Below are 17,097 nucleotides of genomic sequence, written 5' to 3'. Positions count from 1 at the left end.
CGGGGGTTTTTTTATGGCTCCCGGAAAACCACTCCGGAGACCCTAATGAACGGCGCTGAATCCGTACTGAGTCAGTTAGAAGAGCATGGTATAGATACCATTTTCGGCTACCCCGGTGGCTGCATCATGCCACTCTATGACGCTCTGCTTAATTCTCCCCTCTCGCACTACCTCTGTCGACATGAGCAAGCTGCCGCCTTGGCTGCCGATGGTTACGCCAGAGCCTCGGGGAAAATCGGGGTTTGCGTCGCCACTTCAGGCCCAGGAGCAACCAACCTAATCACCGGCGTCGCCAATGCCTATCTCGATTCGGTGCCCATGCTGGTTATTACCGGACAAGTGGCGTCCAGTATGATCGGCACCGATGCCTTTCAAGAAGCCGATATACTCGGTATGACCCTCGGCATCGTAAAGCACTCCTGGTTGGTCGAGAGTGCCAACGAGCTGGCGGGAATCGTGAATGATGCCATCACGCTGGCGACCAGTGGCCGCCCCGGACCGGTTTGGATTGATATTCCCAAAGACGTTTTACTGCAAACCGTCGATGAATCATTGGTGCCAGCACCGACAACCGCCATCTCAGAATCAGACGCGCCCGCCACAGATTTCGGTCAGGTATTGGCACTATTGCGCGCTGCACAGCGACCATTGATCTACAGTGGCGGCGGGATCATTGCGGCAGACGCGGTTACCGAATTTCGACAGTTCGCTACGACAATGGATATCCCCCAAGTTGTCACCCTGAAAGGTATCGGCAACGGCGATCCGAGTGCCCCGGAGTTACAACTTGGAATGCTCGGTATGCACGGCTCCAGAGCCGCCAATGAAGCCGTCGCCGATTGTGATCTGTTGCTCGCCATCGGTGCTCGCTTTGACGATCGCGCCACCGGCAAAGCCGACACCTTTGCTGCCCAGGCGCGTGTCATTCATTTTGATGTTGACGCCAGCGAGCTGAATAAGAACTGCCGTAGTGACTGCCATGTCATCGGCGATTTAAAGCATATTTTGCCAGCGTTGACAGGGACTATCGGCAGGCCATTGGCTATCGACCCCTGGCGGCAAATCTGTAAAACACTCAAGCGCGAAAAAAGTTTCTCTCAACCTGCCTCACCTGACTTAAATTCTGCCTCCCAGATTCTCGGGCCTACGTTTCTCTCCCAGCTAGATCGCATGACTTATCGCAAGAGTATTGTCTGCTGCGACGTCGGCCAGCACCAGATGTGGGTTGCCCAGTACATGTCATTTTCACACCCTCGACATCACCTCAGCAGTGGAGGCCTCGGCACCATGGGCTACGGACTACCTGCTGCCATGGGTGCGCAGATTGCCAACCCCAATCAACAGGTCATCAATATCAGCGGAGATGGCTCTGTGATGATGAATATCCAGGAGCTGGCAACGCTAAATCGGTATGCCATTCCGATCAAAGTAATCGTCTTGGATAATCAGGTGCTCGGGATGGTTCGCCAACAGCAAGAACTCTTCTACGGGGAGAGATACAGCCAAATTGCGCTCGATGACAATCCTGATTTTGCTCAGCTGGCAGAAGTCTTTGGCTTGAAAGCGTTCACGCTCAAGGAACCAAAGGAAATCGATACTACCTTAAAGCAATTTTTAAACGTGGAAGGCAGCGCCCTGCTTCACGTTCACATTGCCCCAGAAACCAACGTTTGGCCGATGGTTCCACCCGGTGCCGACAACCAACAGATGTTAGAGGAGGAACTCACTCAATGAAAATTGCGCCAGAAATATATACCCTCACAGGAATCATTCAACCCTGCCCTGCGGCACTCGAAAGAGTACTGAGAGTCATTCGGGTACGCGGATTTTTACCCGTCCACTCACAGCTGTCACTGCAAGACAGACAGTATATTGTCGAAATCGGCGTGCAAGCAACGCGTTCAGGTGAACGCTGCATTCATAACCTGATAGCCCAGTTGCGGAAACTTCAAGATGTTACTCGCCTGGAAATGGCGACTCAGCAAACAGAACAACTGACGACACTTCTGGCAAACACTCAGAGGGAATTTTCTGTGCCAAAAGCTGCCGCTGGGTAACCGCATTTTTGACTTTTATCATAGCTCGTCTCTTTGGCGATGCGTAACGTTAGTGTCACATCCTTGAGAGGTGTCGGCACTATACCCCTATGCCGCATTCGAAATATGACAAAGATACTGTGATGTGGTGGTCGTTTTAACACCTCCCTTAAAATCACATTTTGCTTAACATGCCGAAAAGATCAGGATCGCTTTATTCGGCATGAAGACTAGGTCGTGCTCAAAAGCACGCAGCGAATACCCGGCTATTGATTTTCCAAGGGAGTGAAAAAAGTTATGCCAACCGTGCGCAAACCGCTACTGCAAAGCCTGTCCGTCTCAGCCCTCAGCATTTTTTCCAGCATCCCTATGGCAACCGCTGACTCCGGCGCAAAAGGACTCGAAGAAATTATTGTTACTGCCCGAAAAACAGAAGAAAGCCTCTTGGAGGTCCCTGTTGCGATCACTGCGATATCAGCAGATCTGTTACAGCAGACAAACGCACAAGGGCTAGAGGATGTTGCTCGACTAACTCCAGGGTTTTCCTTCGAAAAAACGGTTGGCGCGCTCGCGCAACCAGCGATACGCGGACAGTCCCAATCGAGAGTGACCGGTGCGGTGCAAAATACAGCGACGTTTTTTAACGGCATTTATCTGCAACGCTCTTACCAGATTGACGGCGGCTTGCTAGGGCTGGACCGGGTTGAGGTAATCAAAGGTCCCCAGGCAGCACTCTTCGGGCGCAACGCATTTTCCGGCGCCATCAATTACGTCACGAAAAAGCCTGATGTCAACGAATTTCATGGCAATGCCGAAGTCACTTATGGCAGTGATGAGCGAGAGGACATCAAAGCGTATGTATCCATTCCTATTAATGGTATCGCAGGGCTAAGCCTCGCTGCCTCAACGTCTGAGTTTGATGGAACCTGGGAAAACGACAACACAGCCTCTGCGGCACTGAGCGGCGACTTGGGTACAGAGGGAAACCTTGGCGGGTATGATAACGAAAGTTTTATGGCTCAGTTTTACGCCATGCCAACCGAGCAACTCACCGTCGACGCCGTCTGGAGCAAACGCAACGCCCACATTGAGAACGCGGCCAGTTATGCCATGTCTACCATGTCGGCCATTCGTGTAGGCAACACAATGAATTGTGGCGCCTTTGAATCAGGGAATACCAATGCGTTTATCAACGGTGACTTCGGCCTCTACTGCGGACAAATTCCAACCACCCCTGAGATTGCTGACGGCGAACCACGCCCCGAAGGTATTCTTGCCGACCGTCGTGGTTATGGTCACGATGGCAGCTCTGAAATTCTCGGCCTGAGCGTGCAATACGATTTACTCGATGACGTGACCATTGCTCTCGACTACGGACACACAGAATCGGATTCAACCAACATGGGAACCCTGTCCGGTGACCCAGTCAATGGCACCTATCTCGGAGGCACATTATTTGACAGCCGGGGCAATGGCGATATCGAATCCGACAGTTATGACCTCCGACTAGAGTGGTCCAGTGCAGGGCTGCGGTTAATGTTGGGTGCCTTTTATTCGGAAGTCACCGACTACCAGTGGGGTGCCAGTTTCGTCACCCCACCAAACAGTTCAACGCCGCTCGACTATGCACTGTCGCCAGAGGGTAACTTGGTCTATCCCGGTTTCTCAGCCGAAGGTCGCGACGAAGAGGTCACCGCCCTGTATGGACTCGCCTCCTATGACATCAACAAAGATCTGAACCTTACGTTAGAAGCTCGTTACACCGTCGAAGATATTACGCAACAAGCCCAGGATTTTTACACAGGAAAGGCTACCGGAACCCGCTTCAACAACGATTTTGAGTATTTTACACCTCGAATATCCGTCGACTATAAGCTGTCAGATGACACCATGGTGTATGCGTCTGTCGCTCGAGGGGTGAAATCCGGTGGTTTTAATACCGGCGCACTGCTGGCCAGCGAACAGGTTTTTGATCCAGAAACCAATTGGACGTATGAGCTGGGCTTAAAAGGCACCTTGTTCGATCAACGGGTCTCATACGACGGCGCCGTCTATTACACGGACTGGGATGACCTGCAAGGCAGTCGAGCACAAACAGATTCGGTTCTTGGAACACCACTCATCATCGGCAACCTCGATGGGGCTACGGTAACCGGTCTTGAATTAAGCGCGACCTATTTGATGACCGATGATCTAAAACTCAATCTCGGATTTGCGTACAGCAAGGCTGAATATAAAGACGGAACCCTCAGCGCAGTCGCGTCACGGGGCTTGTGCCAAACATCCGCTAACCTGCCCGTTGCTTCAGAGGCTTGCCCCTACGATGACTATGACGTTGGCGGTAATCAAGTCGCCAGAGCACCGGAAATTCAATTTAACGCAGGCATCGCTTACGATCGCCAATTCGCTCAGGGTATTGAGTTTTTCGCGCGAGCAGACTTTTCTTACCAGGACAAAATGTACACCGATGAAACCAATACCGCATGGCTTGAAGAACGCGATCTTCTAGATGCCAGTATTGGTATCGGAAAAGATGGTTGGAAACTCAAACTGTGGGGTAAAAATATTCTCGATAAAGAATATGCATCCTTTGCGTTTGTAACCTTCGCCGCGCTGGGTCAAGGTAGTGGCGTGACATACAGCCCATTGCTGGGTGATCGTCGCACCCTGGGGGCATCGCTCTCCTACGATTTCTAAATCCTAAAGGGGTGCTCTCCTGTTAAATCCCAGCGTACCAGCATGATCTAAACGCTGGATATCCAGCTTCTCGCTGCCACCAGGTGAAGCTGGAAATCTCCGGCAATTCGCCCGGCAAAACGGCCTCTGGGGCCTGCTTTCTTCCCTGCGGCAGGATCCCGTGAGCCATCGGGAAGGTCGACAAAACTGGTGACCTTCAGATCATTGGACACCCACCATGAATAGGTTAAAAACGGTTGGTCCAGCGGATTGCTGGCGACCAATCCGGTTCCGTTGATCGGTTGGTAAGGCCCGCCTAAAGTCTCGGCCACCATACCGTAAAGACCTGACGGCGCTGAAATGTTTTCCGCGAAGGTCCAGCTATTCGTCGACCAAAAAAGATAATAGCGACCCCCATAGGCAATCATGTGTGGACGTTCCATTTCTTTTGTCACCCCCGCTCCTGACAGCAACGGACTTTCAAGCTGCCACTGTTTGGAAGTACCCTGCCACTTGGCAATACCGATAAGAGCATCTTCAGCAGAGTGCGTTCGGGCATCTGAACCGGCGAACAAAAGATAGGTTTCGCCCGTTTGGGGGTCACTAAACAGGCAGGGGTCACGAAACGCGCGAATATTGCCTGGAGTAAAGTCGATTTCATCCGCCGGTAAATAGCTGGCACCGTCGGCCATCAAAATCTCTTGTGGTTCTTCCCATGCGCCAATTATCGGGATCAGCGATCGCTCAGAAAGACCCATTTTTGCCTGAGTGAAGAAAAGTCGCTGCACGGCGGATGCACGAGATTCACCGCGCAATCCGGCCGCCGTAAAATACAATGACAGGCTACTGTCTTCTTGCAAGTAAGCGACCGCCGCCCACTCTCGACTGCCAGGACAATACCCATCTGGCAGTATATTGCCAGCGTCCAACCACGTGGAGTCATCCTTTAACAAAAGGCGCAGGCGCGTATTTTCATGGCGTTCCATACCTGTCATCGTCTCTGGCACGGCCAGAACCAGCCACATCTCCTTACCCTGCCAGAAGGCCCGCTGCCCTATCGAGGTCAACACAGGACAGGGATCCCAACAGAGCAATCCACGAATCGAAACACTCTCGTCTTCGGCGACCTGCTTTGGAATGATGCAGGATGCATCGACTCGGGTATTGAATACGTGAGACGCCAACCAGTAATTCAACGGTACACCTAATTTCGGAGGACTCATGTTTATATTTCCGTGTGTTTGTATGGTCGTAAATTGCGTTACTTTTGTTTTACCGCCTCGCCGACATTCGTCAGAAAGGCCGATCTTCAGACTGTCAGGCGGCGAGACTGCAGCTCTTGTTCAGCTCTATGCAATGTCTTTCGATCAATGGTGTAAAACAGCATGAGGACCCCACCGGCGACAAAAAATATGCCCGGCATGATGTTAAACATCAGACGAATACCTTGCAGTGATAAGTCTGTCTGAGCCTGATTTGCGACAAACCCAAACCAGGCAAGCGTAAATCCGGGTAACGCAGCGCCGATGGCAGAGCCAAACTTGAGGGAGAACATTGATGCGGAAACCGTTAGCCCTGCCATACTGCGTCCGGTTTTCCATTCACTGTATTCCGCACAGTCGGTATACATCGAAAACATCAATGTGATAATGGTTCCGAACGTCAATATTCCCAAACTGTGGCATAGCGCGATCATAAAAAATTGATCCGGCGGTATCAGATAGCCAGCAAACAGTAGAACACCGTGCAGTGCGTTCATGAAAAACACCAAACGATGCTTTTCAAAGCGCAATGCCAGGTAGGGCGTGATCAGCGCGCCGATTAACTGGCCGATGAGTCCCAGCGACGTGAGCAGTGCGGTTTTATCGAAGATAAGAAATACCGGTGATGAATCTGCACCTACGTAATATTTCAGATAGTACATAATGGACGCGAATCGGATGTTCAATCCAACCACGACCAATATGCCTGTCACACCGAGTATCACCCAAGAGCGATTACTGATCAGTGCCGTCAGGTCTCCGCGGACATTCGCCGGTTTTTGAACAGACTGAACCCGCTCTTGAGTTAATGCAAAGGTCGCCCAAAACAATACGACTGAAATAACAGCAAAAAGTAGAATCGTCAGACGAAAGCCGAGCAGCTGATCATCGCCCCCCAAAAAATTAACCAGAGGCGTTGCCAAAGCACCAACGCTTAATGTACCCAGCGACGCACAAATAAAGCGAAATTGTGTGGCTTTCGTTCGCTCTTCCGTCACCGGAGAGATAACCGCCAACAGCGCAGAGTAAGGGACGTTTATTGCCGTGTAAGCGAGCATCACCAGGGTATAAGTCAGATAGGCATATAGCAGTTTTCCCGTTGCAGAAAGATCAGGCCCCATGAACAGCAAATAACCACAAACGGCATAAGGAACCGCAGCAAACAATAAATAAGGTCGGTATTTTCCCCAGCGAGACCGGGTTCGATCGGCAATCAACCCCATCGCAGGATCACTGATCGCATCGATAATCTTGGTTACCAGCAACATAGTTGCCGCAGCACCCGGAGAAATGCCGAAGACATCGGTGTAGTAATACAGCAAGAAGAGACCAAAAAACCCCATGTAGAAGTTAGAGGCCATATCGCCCAGACCGTAGCCCAGCTTTTCTTTAAAACTCAAAGTGGCGTTGTTTGGTTGCACTGCCGCGGTGCCTCATCTTCTCAGACGGTCGCGACGCATAATCAGAGAAAACGTCGCTCATCGTATCGTTATTGTTATCGCTGCACTCTTGATCGGCCCTAGCGCCGCACTGCCTGGCAACTTTATCCTAATAAGAGCCGCCTCCGTGGGACCAAGTTACACCACAGACACAACTTTGAGCCTGAACACCCTGCCAACATCGTCAAGGGCCATAGCAGACCAAGGATGATTTAAGGTTATACCACGATGCAACCGATTGCAAAGCGAACTGATAAAGATTTTCTCAATGTCCAATTCGCGTGATATGCAAAAATATTCTTCCCTTAGGCGCGTAAAAAAACCAAATACGGAAAAATTTCATTAACATTAGTCATAAGTATTCAAAACTCACCAACGGCGCGATGACGGTCTCTGCTTGATCGGCCAGGGCAACTCGAGCACTACGACCGCTATGAAAGCACACAAGAAACTTGCTCACTTTAATCCTGGATCTCTGCGAGGATTTCGCCGGGAGACACCCATTTCGGCGATGCATGACGAAAGCTTCTATCGCTATGCGGTAGAAATTGCCGCCGATGAAGTGTTCTTAATGGATAAAGATTCTCGCATCATCTACGCCAATCGCTCCGCCTGTGAGCAACTGGGATATGAATATGGCGACTTGGTAGGTAAATGTGTTTGGGAATGGGACCCTTCGTTTTCACCCGACATATGGCCAGGCTTCTGGAAAGAAATGGTCAGCAGTCGCCGCATTTACTTCGAAACTCGACACAGAAAGAAAAACGGATCCTCGTTTCCGGTGGAAATCCACGCACACATTTACGAGGCTAAAAACGATGTTTTTATCATCGCTTTCGTCAATGATATTACAGAGAAAAAAGCCGCCGAACGTGCCGTTTATGAACAGGCCAATTACGATTCCCTTACCCACTTAGCGAACCGCTATCAACTGCAAGATCGACTTTTCCATGCGCTCGCTATGGCTAAGCGGGATTCGAGGAACATTGCCGTATTGTTTTTAGATCTGAATAAATTCAAGGCCGTCAACGACACCTACGGACATCACGCCGGAGACCAGGTGTTAAAAGAGACAGCACAGCGCCTGGCAAGAAACATTCGTGAAGTCGATACGGTTGCGAGGTTGGGAGGGGATGAATTTGTGATCGTATTAGAAAACATCGACAATTTGCGCCTTGAAGCGATAGCAATCAAATTGACCGACGCGATCGAAGAGCCCATCACATGGCAAGACAGTCAACTGACGATATCTGCGAGTATTGGTATCGCACTGTTTCCTGAACATGCAGATAACGCCGACGACTTGCTGCAGAAGGCGGATATGGCCATGTACGCCGCCAAACAGCAAGGCCTGCCCTACTATACCTTTATCAGAAATTCACCAGCAGACTAGCGTTCGCGCTGATAGATCCAACTGACACCCTGCACAGCCGCAGTCGGAAACGCGGTGACATGGGTAGCGCCAGGGATCACGGTATTGCGAAGTTCAAGCTCGGCAGCCGCGCTGGAGCTTTCCAAATAGGCTTGCAGCGCCTCTGCGCCGTCAATCATATTATTTTTCATCGGACTTTTTTCTGGCGTTTCCCGCTCACCAGAGCTGATCCAAACACGAGTTGGTCGGGAGGGTTTAACGACTGTCTGCGACAAAATCGCGTTGTTCACATACCAGACCGATGGGCTACTGAGCACATATCCATTAAACAAGTCTGGTTGCGACATCAAAATATAGGCGCCGAGTAAGCCTCCAAGGGAATGACCAACATAGGTACGCTCCTCGTCAGCTGTGCGATAGTGTGACTCCACATAGGGAAAAACCTCTGACGTTAAGAAACGCACAAAGGCGGGTGCTTGTCCCGTTTCTGCTTTCCAATTAGGCGACTTGACCGGCGTAAAGTCTCTGACTCGCCCGCCCCCTTTGCCTTCGCCAGGCGCTTCACCAATACCGACGATAATCACATTCTCCATCGCACCACTGCGCATAGGGGTATGCAGCATGGCGGAAACCATATCAAAGTTAGGGACAGCATCTGTCACATAGACCACGGGATACGACTGGAACCCAGTGGGCGAATAGGAGGGCGGCAATTTGACGAAAATGGGGTAGCGACGACCGGTTTCCGAGTCCGTCAGTGTGATTGTACTGGGGGAAGTGTTGTTTGTATGAAACTGCGGACTGTCTTTCATTGAGCAGGCACTGAACAAGCCAACCAGAACCAGCGCTGAGCAGAGAGTAACCATTTTGTAGGCGCAACTTCTGGCCTTTGTAGCCCGCCCTATTCCTGGAATTAAGCGGTTAACTCGGGCGCATTGCCCAGACAAACGTTTCAACAACAAGTGAATACCCTGTTTCTATCATGACTCCCTGTCTGACATTGAAACCGGCCGCTTTGTTCGCTCAAACAACAAAATCAGCAAAGCAACCAGTGTCAACGCCATCAACGTCAGTGCGAAGCTGATCCCGGCCAGCCGCAATCCCAGTGACTGCACGGCAAAGCCTAACGCAACAACCGGAATAGAAACCGCAATATAGGCGACCACAAAGAGCAAACTGATCACCTCCCCCCGCTTGTCCGCCGGGCACACACTGGAAATTGCACCGACGCTTGCGGCAAAAACGCCGCCCTGTCCGATTCCTCCCGTCAGCGCCGCCGCAATGAGCAACCCCAAAGATCCCAGATGAATAGCCCCGGCAAGCAATCCCAAACCAGCAACCAACGCCAGACAAGCCAAGGGCAACCGCCGACCAGCGGTTAGGCGCCGCTGTAAAAACTGACCAATCAATGAAGACATAAACACGAGGCAAACGACGGTACCAACAACCGCGTGATGATGAAGATTGAGAATGTTGCCCATCATGGCGGGCGAAAGTGAGGTAAACAGCCCCATCACACCAAACGCGGCGAGACTCGCAATGGCCGCGGGAATAAACACTGGCCGCACCACAGCCGGTAACGCTAAGGACTGGCGTTGCAAGCGAATGTTGCCAGGGCGAACCACTGTCTCGGGCATGCGCCATAACACCAGGCTGCAGCCAATCATCAACAGCAAATGCAAGGCATAACACAGATGTAAAGGCGCAGGCAGATATTGAGATAGAAAACCTGCGCTGACCGGCCCTAAGCCCAGCCCACCCATATTGGCAATCGTGGCCGCCAGGGCTGCCCGAGCTTTGTGATGATCTGGCGCCAACTCGATGATGGCCACGGTTGCTGTCGCCGTAAACAACCCCGCGGACAAACCCGAAACAAAGCGCCCGATCAACAGGTGCGCCAACGAGCCACCGCTGAGAAATAAAATATTACTGAGTACGGCGAATATCAGACCAGCCCCCAACAGCGGACGACGCCCCAATTGATCAGACCAGGGGCCGGTGATAATCAACGCGGCGAGAACACCCGCCGCATAGATCGCAAAGATCACCGTAACCATAAAATTACTGTAACCGTACAGCTGCTGATAAATCGGATACAGAGGTGCCGGCAGGGTCGTTCCTGCCATGGTGATGGCAAATATTGCAGCCATCAACAGGTAACGGCGGCCTTTATGCGGCGGGGTGGATACATCGATGGTCATACATTCTCCCAGAACACGTGCAGACGTTATTGCCGGGCACCAAGGGAAAAGAGATGGAAAGACTCTTGGCCGGGCTCCGGAATAACCTTCACAGGGAGCCGGGGGGATACTACCTGCTGTACATCGCCCGCCGGTTTGCAACAGCCATGCGGACCATTACGCGACGAGCGGCGGCCAGTATACTCTGATTACGAATTGAAACGCACACGGAAAGGCACCGATCAAAAATCGGCGCCGAAAAACAAACTCTATTTACTGGCAGCACGCCCAGCAAAATCATCAACGCCTTTTTCCGTACGATTAACCGGCTTGATGGTGCCATCTTCATTGAAATACAGATATTCAGCCGCACTGTGTCGCTGGCGTTTATCGCAGGTTGACTCAGGGGTTTCCAGCCAGCGATGGTAGAACAGCAGCCATTGCCCTTGATATTCAACAATGGAATGGTGGTTGTTACTGTTGTGCTCCTGTTCCATAAACACACCTTTGTACTCCCAGGGTCCAACCGGAGAATCCGACATATAGTAGGCCAGTTCGCGATTGTTTTCAGGCATGGTGAAATAGTATTTACCCTCCCGCTTAAAGACCCAAGGCCCTTCCATTTTTGGCTCGTATCCTCCCATATCCATCTTCTGGAAGTCGCCTTTTATGCTGAGCATGTCGTCGGCCATTTCCACCACTCGGTAATCATAATCGGTGCCGTGAAAATACAGATATGCTTTGCCATCATCGTCGACAAATAATGCGGGGTCGTTGGCGTAAGGCTCTTTCCAAAGTGGAGCCCCAATCGCATCTTTAAATGGCCCGGTTGGCGAATCACTCACCGCAATGCCAATGCCCATCCATTTCGTGCTCTTTTCAGGATTGACGCGATCTTTGTGGCCATTGCCTGCTGGAAAAACCAAATAGTGTTTTCCATTTTTGTAAGCGGCGTCGGGAGCCCATGCGTAATTATCCGCCCAGGTTAGATCATCTACCGATAAAACCGCACCATGATCCGTCCAATCCACCAGGTTTTCGGAAGAAAACACATGCCAGTTCTTCATGAAAAAATCCGGCTGACACTCCTCATCGTGAGACGTGTAGAGATATAACTTACCATCTTTCCAAACATGCGCAGAGGGATCAGCGGTGCGAATATCGCTGCCAAAATCCAACGGGTTTTCTGCAAAAACCACATGACTAGCCAGCAATCCCAAACTCAGAATTGCCGGAAAAACTCTAGACTTCATAACACACTTCCTACGTCACTTTATGATTGTTAAATATCGTTCTATTCTTCTGTTTTTGTTTTCATAACCAATACCCAATCATTGCCATCGGCAACCTCTCCTGGAGGATCAAATACTCGAGGAGCATCGACCCATTCGGTATTATCAAATTCACGTATTTGGTCTGTTTCTCCGGTGCGAGGGTTAAACCAGTGAGTCGTCATCAATGCCTTCGGTAGCTGACGGGTATCGACACTGATATTCAATCCTCGCCAGCTGTAAAACAGTGCGTAATCCCGCCCCCGAGTTGCAGCGATATAATCGTGCTTCTGCCCAGCACCTGTCGCCAATAATTCCGGCGCGGGTACACGTTCAAAATAGGGAAATTGCAGCAGCAGTTGCCGTAAAAACTGCATTTGTCCAGCCGCTTCTGCATTCAAGGCAGTGAACCAAAAGTCCTTCACGCCGTAGGCACCCTCGTCATCTCCCGGCTGATACATTTGCATAACAGAATTGTGGCCATAGGTGTGGCCGCTGGCACCGGCAAAAACGGACCAATAGGCGTATCGTCTAACTTCCGCAGCGCTCCAATAAGGCTGTGAACTGTCGTGTAAACCTTGAGGAATATCCTCATAGGGAGGCTCACCATCCAGCGTTGGCTTTACTGGCACGAGTGCCCTATCTTCCGTCACGTAGCGCCAGTTATCTTCGCCCTTCCAATTCGACTCAGGTGTCACATCGCGCTTTTGATCGTAGCGCCGGTGCCCGGATTGAAACATATTAAAATCCAGCCAAGGGGCAGTGTGAAACCAGGTCGATGACTGAGTTCCGCCAAAGGGGTGGAAGGTTTTCAGTTGATCGGGCGCGCCTTGCTCCAATCCATTGCCGAGGCTTTGCCAAACATCCGGAATCTGATCTCCACGAACATCACCCCCGTTTAACCAAATCACATGGGGTCGATCCCGATAGCGCTGCGCGAGCCAATAACCGTATTCCTGCGCCCAAGACTCATCCGGCGCTAGAGATTTGGCCGCACTCCCCCATATCGGCACCAGCGCCATATACAGGCCTTTTTTCGCTGCAAGGTCGATGATGTAGTCAACATGATCCCAATAGTCATAGCGATCTGTATCAGTGCTGTCATCCAACACCATAGGATGTCTGGGGTCGCCATCGATAAATGCTCGCTGACCGTAAACGTTGACCTCTGGTAACTCGTGAACAACCATCGCCTGAATAACGGTAAACCCTTTTTCCTTTCGATCGTCCAAATAACGCTCGGCTTGCTGTCGATCAAGTTTCTGAAACAATAACCAGGCGGTGTCTCCCAACCAGAAAAACGGTTGTTGATCCGATGTCTGAAAGTAGTGACCATCGCTGGACACCTGCAAGGGCAACAGGCTGTCGAGTGCCGACTCGGCACCTGATCTACCTTCTACAGAGGTGACGCTATTTTTCGGTTGTGGTTGCTGATGATCAGAACACCCTACCAGCAGAAAAAAGCTCAATCCCACAGAAAAAACAGACGCTCGCATTTAAGACCTGCCGTCGACATCAAGCGCTGACAAGGTATCTGCGTGCTTAGGAGTAACCCGTTTTACCATCGCCGTTTCCGTGCGCAACCAGTCCATAAGAATATCCATATTGTGCATATACATCGCCGTAGAGATCACGGGTCTGACTGGCCCCTCGCAATTGGTGGATGTATCGCTATCATCTCCAACCCAGGTCGAAGCAAAGCGGGTTTCTGTCGAAGGCGCCACCGGCGACCTTGACGTGCCCTCTTCCAGGTGGCGATAGGGATTTGATGTAAAGCCACTGAGCAACGGCCAATAGCCTTGTTTGTTCAAGGTACGAATCGATTCCTGAGCCGTTGCGGCCATGTGGCTGTCCCGTGCGCACGGCAACCAACCACGCCCATCGGACACATCGATAAACGACTCCGCGGATCGCCCCGTACGAACAAACTCGTCGACAAATGCAGTGCGATCACGTTGGCGGCTCATAAAAGGCGTTGGATCCACAGATCGCCTTATTTCGTGATCGTACGCCTTTCTAAGACGAGCGAGATCCAAGTGTCCCCGCGACCGGTAGTGAATAACCGTAGACTCAGGGTTGTAATCGATAAAATAGTGACCGTTATGAATATTGGTTCCCTGACGATGTAAATACATGGGACGGTTAGTCCCCAACTCCACAATACGCGGAAAATCTCTTCCGTCGTCAACCAGTTCCTCTGGAAGCTTTAACTGCTCTAGCCAGTTTATTGCGGCAGGAACGCCCATAAGAAAACGCGAATCTCCGGTCAACCGATAGTATTCCAGCATTTCCGAAATGGCGTGGGCGGTCGTGGGTGGCGACAAGGATTCGGGCTCATAACTGCGGGCACCGCGAGGATGTAAAAGCTGATCGTACTGCAGGGCCCAGCCCGGCTGCGGTTCACCCATTTGTAGAATTCGTGTGGCGTGCATCGCACGGTAAATGGGCTCCAGCAAATCTTCACGCTCTAAAGCGAAATAACAGCTCAACAAAAAGGAAATATTGCGCCCGGCGACATTGTCATTCAGTGTAATTAGCCCACTGTAATCCGCCAATCCGTGAAAGCTGTGTTTCGGCGCGGGAGGAAAACGCTGTGGCCAGCCGCCAACAGGCTGTTGACTGGACAGCACATAATCAATGGCTCGATTTAATGCGGTTTTATAGCGATTTTCGGAAGTGATCAGGCTGATACGCAGCAGCAAACTCGCCGCATCAATGGTGCCGCCATCGTCAAACGTGCCATTACCGTAGTCGTGATGGAATTCTTCAAACCGCCAGGCGTTAGCGCCCACCGTTTCGTACCATTGTTTTTTCGCCGCATCTCCTTGGCGATGGAAAAAATAATTCCAACCACCGGCATCCTGCTGACCTTCGACCAGCGCATCCGCTACGGATTTTGCGGCATTTAAATAAAATGGATCTTCCGTTAATGACCAGGCATCTAAAAAAACATGCCCCATCCCAGGCGTTGACGGCGCCTGCACCCAAACCATTCCCGGCTCTGCCTCCAGTTCACCCCAACGTCGCTTACCGTCCACATCATAAACCCAGACGTAACCGCCATTATCAGAAACCTCGTCAACCATAAACCGAGAGGCCGTTTTCATCGTGTTAATCACCTGATTAACGTCTATCGGTTCACGGTAGTCCGTAGCTGCCGTCACCAGAACAGGTGCTGAAATTAGCAGCAGTGATATCATCGTTTTACATAAAGCGTTCATCAGAATGTGCCTCTTTGTACAAAAGGCACACTGGCAAACAATTTACGCTCTGCGCCTCTGGGATCCTCTTCCAGACGGGGTTTAACATCGAAGATCAAGGTTTCCCGACTCGTTAAACGGTAGGGCTTCCAGGCCGGTAATCCGCGATGAGACGGATTACCCGTCCGCGCAAACGCCAGCAGGCTTTCGCTCATCAAATCAGCCATGCGCTGAGCTTCTGCGCCACCACCGGTGCGACTCTGAGGCATCTGCACATTATCGAACACCAATCCCACATCGAGTCCGTGCAAGGCACCGAGCCGCCCGGATTGCAAAGGACTGCCCCAGTTTAACTGGTAGACATAGGCCGGAGCCCCTTGCTTGGCTCTGGCCTCTGCCTCAATAACGGCACCACGCCAAGATCGACCAGCGGTAGAGGCGGCAAAAAAGACCTCGCTGGGCGAATAGGTTGGATACAGCTCGCGATAAGTCGCAATCACTTTTGCCGTGTTGATGTCGACATACATCTGCGAATCCAACGCGGCCGGTAAGGTTTTCCACGTTAACTGGTGTACCTTAGGGGCCTTGCCAAGAAACGCTCGCGTCTCTTCAACGGTATTGCCAATCACCATCGGTATTGACTGAGACAGTGGCGGCGCATCGGGATAAAAGGGATGCCGAGGCAAGACCTGATTATCCAAAACCGGCCCGAAATAGATCGACCTGCCTGCCAGGCTAGGATCTGGTGCGGCTACAGCAGCGACCAGATCCTCGACCGGCATCCGCAACAAGTCCTTCCAGTCAGACGCCTTCAAACCGGCAGCACGCACAAACGCGTCCGCACGTTCGGCCGCCGCTCTCTCCCCCGCGGCAGTTACCTGCTGTCCACTCATCGTGAACGCTTTGTGAAACAATCCGGCAGCAGCAGGCATTGCCATCATCGTCGCGATTTTTGCGCCGCCACCGGATTGTCCAAAAACAGTGACATTGTCAGGATCACCACCAAATTGATGAATGTTGTCTCTGACCCACTGTAATGCCAGGATAATGTCGGTAATACCGACATTGCCCGAGGTCACAAACCTCCGATCACCTTTACGCCCCAAGTACAGATGCCCAAAGGCATTCAAGCGGTGGTTAATGGTCACCACGACCACCTCGTCACGTTCACACAAGTGGGTTCCATCAAACAGTGGAGACGAACCGGATCCGTGACTGTATTCACCTCCGTGTAACCAAAACAAGACTGGACGCTTACGAGGCTTTTGCTGTCGAACCGCAGCGCTGGAAGTCCATAGATTCAGATAGAGACAATCTTCGCTCACCGCCTCTTGTGCGCGTGTTTGAGGGCACGCGGGCGCATATTCCACCGCGGGCCGGATTCCATTCCAGGAATCCGGTACTTGAGCGGGCTGAAAACGCAACTTTGCGGTGCTCGCACCGTAAGGCACACCGAGAAAAACGGCGATATCATTGCTACTGCGCCCCTCAATACGCCCATACTGAGTTTGCACAACGGGCGGCGACCGATTCGATGCGGGCATTGCCAGTAAAGGAGGGTTGAGCAGAGCAGCGCTTCCACCCGCAAATCGCTTTAACCACTGCCGCCTACTCTGAATCGTGTTGTTATATCTCGAATTATTTTTCATATATCCATCCGG

Annotated in this window: 12 protein-coding genes; 4 read left to right on the top strand and 8 right to left on the bottom strand. The window is 51.5% G+C overall.

Annotated features, from left to right (window positions below; translation table 11 throughout):
• Positions 1 to 45: 45 nt before the first annotated feature.
• From ilvG to ACXAFR_RS04100, 3 genes are all read left to right on the top strand, one after another.
• Complete coding sequence (gene ilvG / locus ACXAFR_RS04110; RefSeq protein WP_475172262.1) at positions 46 to 1,734, top strand: acetolactate synthase 2 catalytic subunit; 1,689 nt, start codon at positions 46 to 48, stop codon at positions 1,732 to 1,734.
• Positions 1,731 to 2,057, top strand: a complete 327-nt coding sequence (locus ACXAFR_RS04105; protein ID WP_475172259.1) for an ACT domain-containing protein — start codon at positions 1,731 to 1,733, stop codon at positions 2,055 to 2,057. Before ilvG ends, ACXAFR_RS04105 begins: the two co-directional genes overlap by 4 nt.
• Before the next feature lie 276 nt (positions 2,058 to 2,333).
• Positions 2,334 to 4,733, top strand: coding sequence for a TonB-dependent receptor (locus ACXAFR_RS04100; protein ID WP_475172256.1), 2,400 nt, complete (start codon positions 2,334 to 2,336; stop codon positions 4,731 to 4,733).
• 47 nt (positions 4,734 to 4,780) lie between these two features.
• Here the strand turns inward: ACXAFR_RS04100 and ACXAFR_RS04095 are convergent, their stop codons facing one another.
• The gene (locus ACXAFR_RS04095; RefSeq protein WP_475172253.1) at positions 4,781 to 5,935 is read right to left on the bottom strand and encodes a glycoside hydrolase family 68 protein; all 1,155 of its coding nucleotides are present in this window, start codon (positions 5,933 to 5,935) and stop codon (positions 4,781 to 4,783) included.
• An 86-nt stretch (positions 5,936 to 6,021) separates the two neighbouring features.
• Entirely contained in the window at positions 6,022 to 7,395 is a 1,374-nt protein-coding gene (locus ACXAFR_RS04090) for an MFS transporter (RefSeq protein ID WP_475172250.1), read from the bottom strand.
• Between the two features lie 451 nt (positions 7,396 to 7,846).
• Here ACXAFR_RS04090 and ACXAFR_RS04085 point away from each other — a divergent pair, with 451 nt between their 5' ends.
• A complete protein-coding gene (locus ACXAFR_RS04085) occupies positions 7,847 to 8,806 on the top strand; it encodes a diguanylate cyclase domain-containing protein (protein WP_475172247.1) in 960 nt (319 codons plus the stop codon).
• Here the strand turns inward: ACXAFR_RS04085 and ACXAFR_RS04080 are convergent.
• The 6 genes from ACXAFR_RS04080 to ACXAFR_RS04055 all read right to left on the bottom strand — a co-directional run bounded on the left by ACXAFR_RS04080 (position 8,803) and on the right by ACXAFR_RS04055 (position 17,085).
• Positions 8,803 to 9,651 (bottom strand): alpha/beta hydrolase, encoded by an 849-nt coding sequence (locus ACXAFR_RS04080; RefSeq protein ID WP_475172240.1) that lies wholly within the window; start codon positions 9,649 to 9,651, stop codon positions 8,803 to 8,805. The two genes, ACXAFR_RS04085 and ACXAFR_RS04080, sit on opposite strands and share 4 nt — an antisense overlap.
• A 114-nt stretch (positions 9,652 to 9,765) precedes the next feature.
• The gene (locus ACXAFR_RS04075; protein ID WP_475172237.1) at positions 9,766 to 10,986 is read right to left on the bottom strand and encodes an MFS transporter; all 1,221 of its coding nucleotides are present in this window, start codon (positions 10,984 to 10,986) and stop codon (positions 9,766 to 9,768) included.
• A gap of 248 nt (positions 10,987 to 11,234) precedes the next feature.
• A complete protein-coding gene (locus tag ACXAFR_RS04070; protein ID WP_475172235.1) occupies positions 11,235 to 12,218 on the bottom strand; it encodes a family 43 glycosylhydrolase in 984 nt (327 codons plus the stop codon).
• A gap of 41 nt (positions 12,219 to 12,259) precedes the next feature.
• Positions 12,260 to 13,732 (bottom strand): glycoside hydrolase family 140 protein, encoded by a 1,473-nt coding sequence (locus ACXAFR_RS04065; protein WP_475172233.1) that lies wholly within the window; start codon positions 13,730 to 13,732, stop codon positions 12,260 to 12,262.
• A complete protein-coding gene (locus ACXAFR_RS04060; protein WP_475172231.1) occupies positions 13,733 to 15,457 on the bottom strand; it encodes a pectate lyase in 1,725 nt (574 codons plus the stop codon).
• A complete protein-coding gene (locus tag ACXAFR_RS04055; protein ID WP_475172229.1) occupies positions 15,457 to 17,085 on the bottom strand; it encodes a carboxylesterase/lipase family protein in 1,629 nt (542 codons plus the stop codon). Before ACXAFR_RS04055 ends, ACXAFR_RS04060 begins: the two co-directional genes overlap by 1 nt.
• Positions 17,086 to 17,097 lie beyond the last annotated feature (12 nt).

Source organism: Pseudomaricurvus sp. ABR4_320 (genome assembly GCF_056159445.1).
This window is presented reverse-complemented; position numbering and strand designations above follow the sequence as displayed.

Excerpts from the sequence above, each read along its gene's own strand:
- ACXAFR_RS04100 (WP_475172256.1), top strand. The coding sequence starts at position 2,334 with ATGCCAACCGTGCGCAAACCGCTACTGCAAAGCCTGTCCGTCTCAGCC.
- ACXAFR_RS04085 (WP_475172247.1), top strand. The coding sequence starts at position 7,847 with ATGAAAGCACACAAGAAACTTGCTCACTTTAATCCTGGATCTCTGCGA.
- ACXAFR_RS04095 (WP_475172253.1), bottom strand. The coding sequence starts at position 5,935 with ATGAGTCCTCCGAAATTAGGTGTACCGTTGAATTACTGGTTGGCGTCT.
- ACXAFR_RS04060 (WP_475172231.1), bottom strand. The coding sequence starts at position 15,457 with ATGAACGCTTTATGTAAAACGATGATATCACTGCTGCTAATTTCAGCA.
- ilvG (WP_475172262.1), top strand. The coding sequence starts at position 46 with ATGAACGGCGCTGAATCCGTACTGAGTCAGTTAGAAGAGCATGGTATA.
- ACXAFR_RS04105 (WP_475172259.1), top strand. The coding sequence starts at position 1,731 with ATGAAAATTGCGCCAGAAATATATACCCTCACAGGAATCATTCAACCC.
- ACXAFR_RS04080 (WP_475172240.1), bottom strand. The coding sequence starts at position 9,651 with ATGGTTACTCTCTGCTCAGCGCTGGTTCTGGTTGGCTTGTTCAGTGCC.
- ACXAFR_RS04065 (WP_475172233.1), bottom strand. The coding sequence starts at position 13,732 with ATGCGAGCGTCTGTTTTTTCTGTGGGATTGAGCTTTTTTCTGCTGGTA.
- ACXAFR_RS04075 (WP_475172237.1), bottom strand. The coding sequence starts at position 10,986 with ATGACCATCGATGTATCCACCCCGCCGCATAAAGGCCGCCGTTACCTG.
- ACXAFR_RS04055 (WP_475172229.1), bottom strand. The coding sequence starts at position 17,085 with ATGAAAAATAATTCGAGATATAACAACACGATTCAGAGTAGGCGGCAG.
- ACXAFR_RS04070 (WP_475172235.1), bottom strand. The coding sequence starts at position 12,218 with ATGAAGTCTAGAGTTTTTCCGGCAATTCTGAGTTTGGGATTGCTGGCT.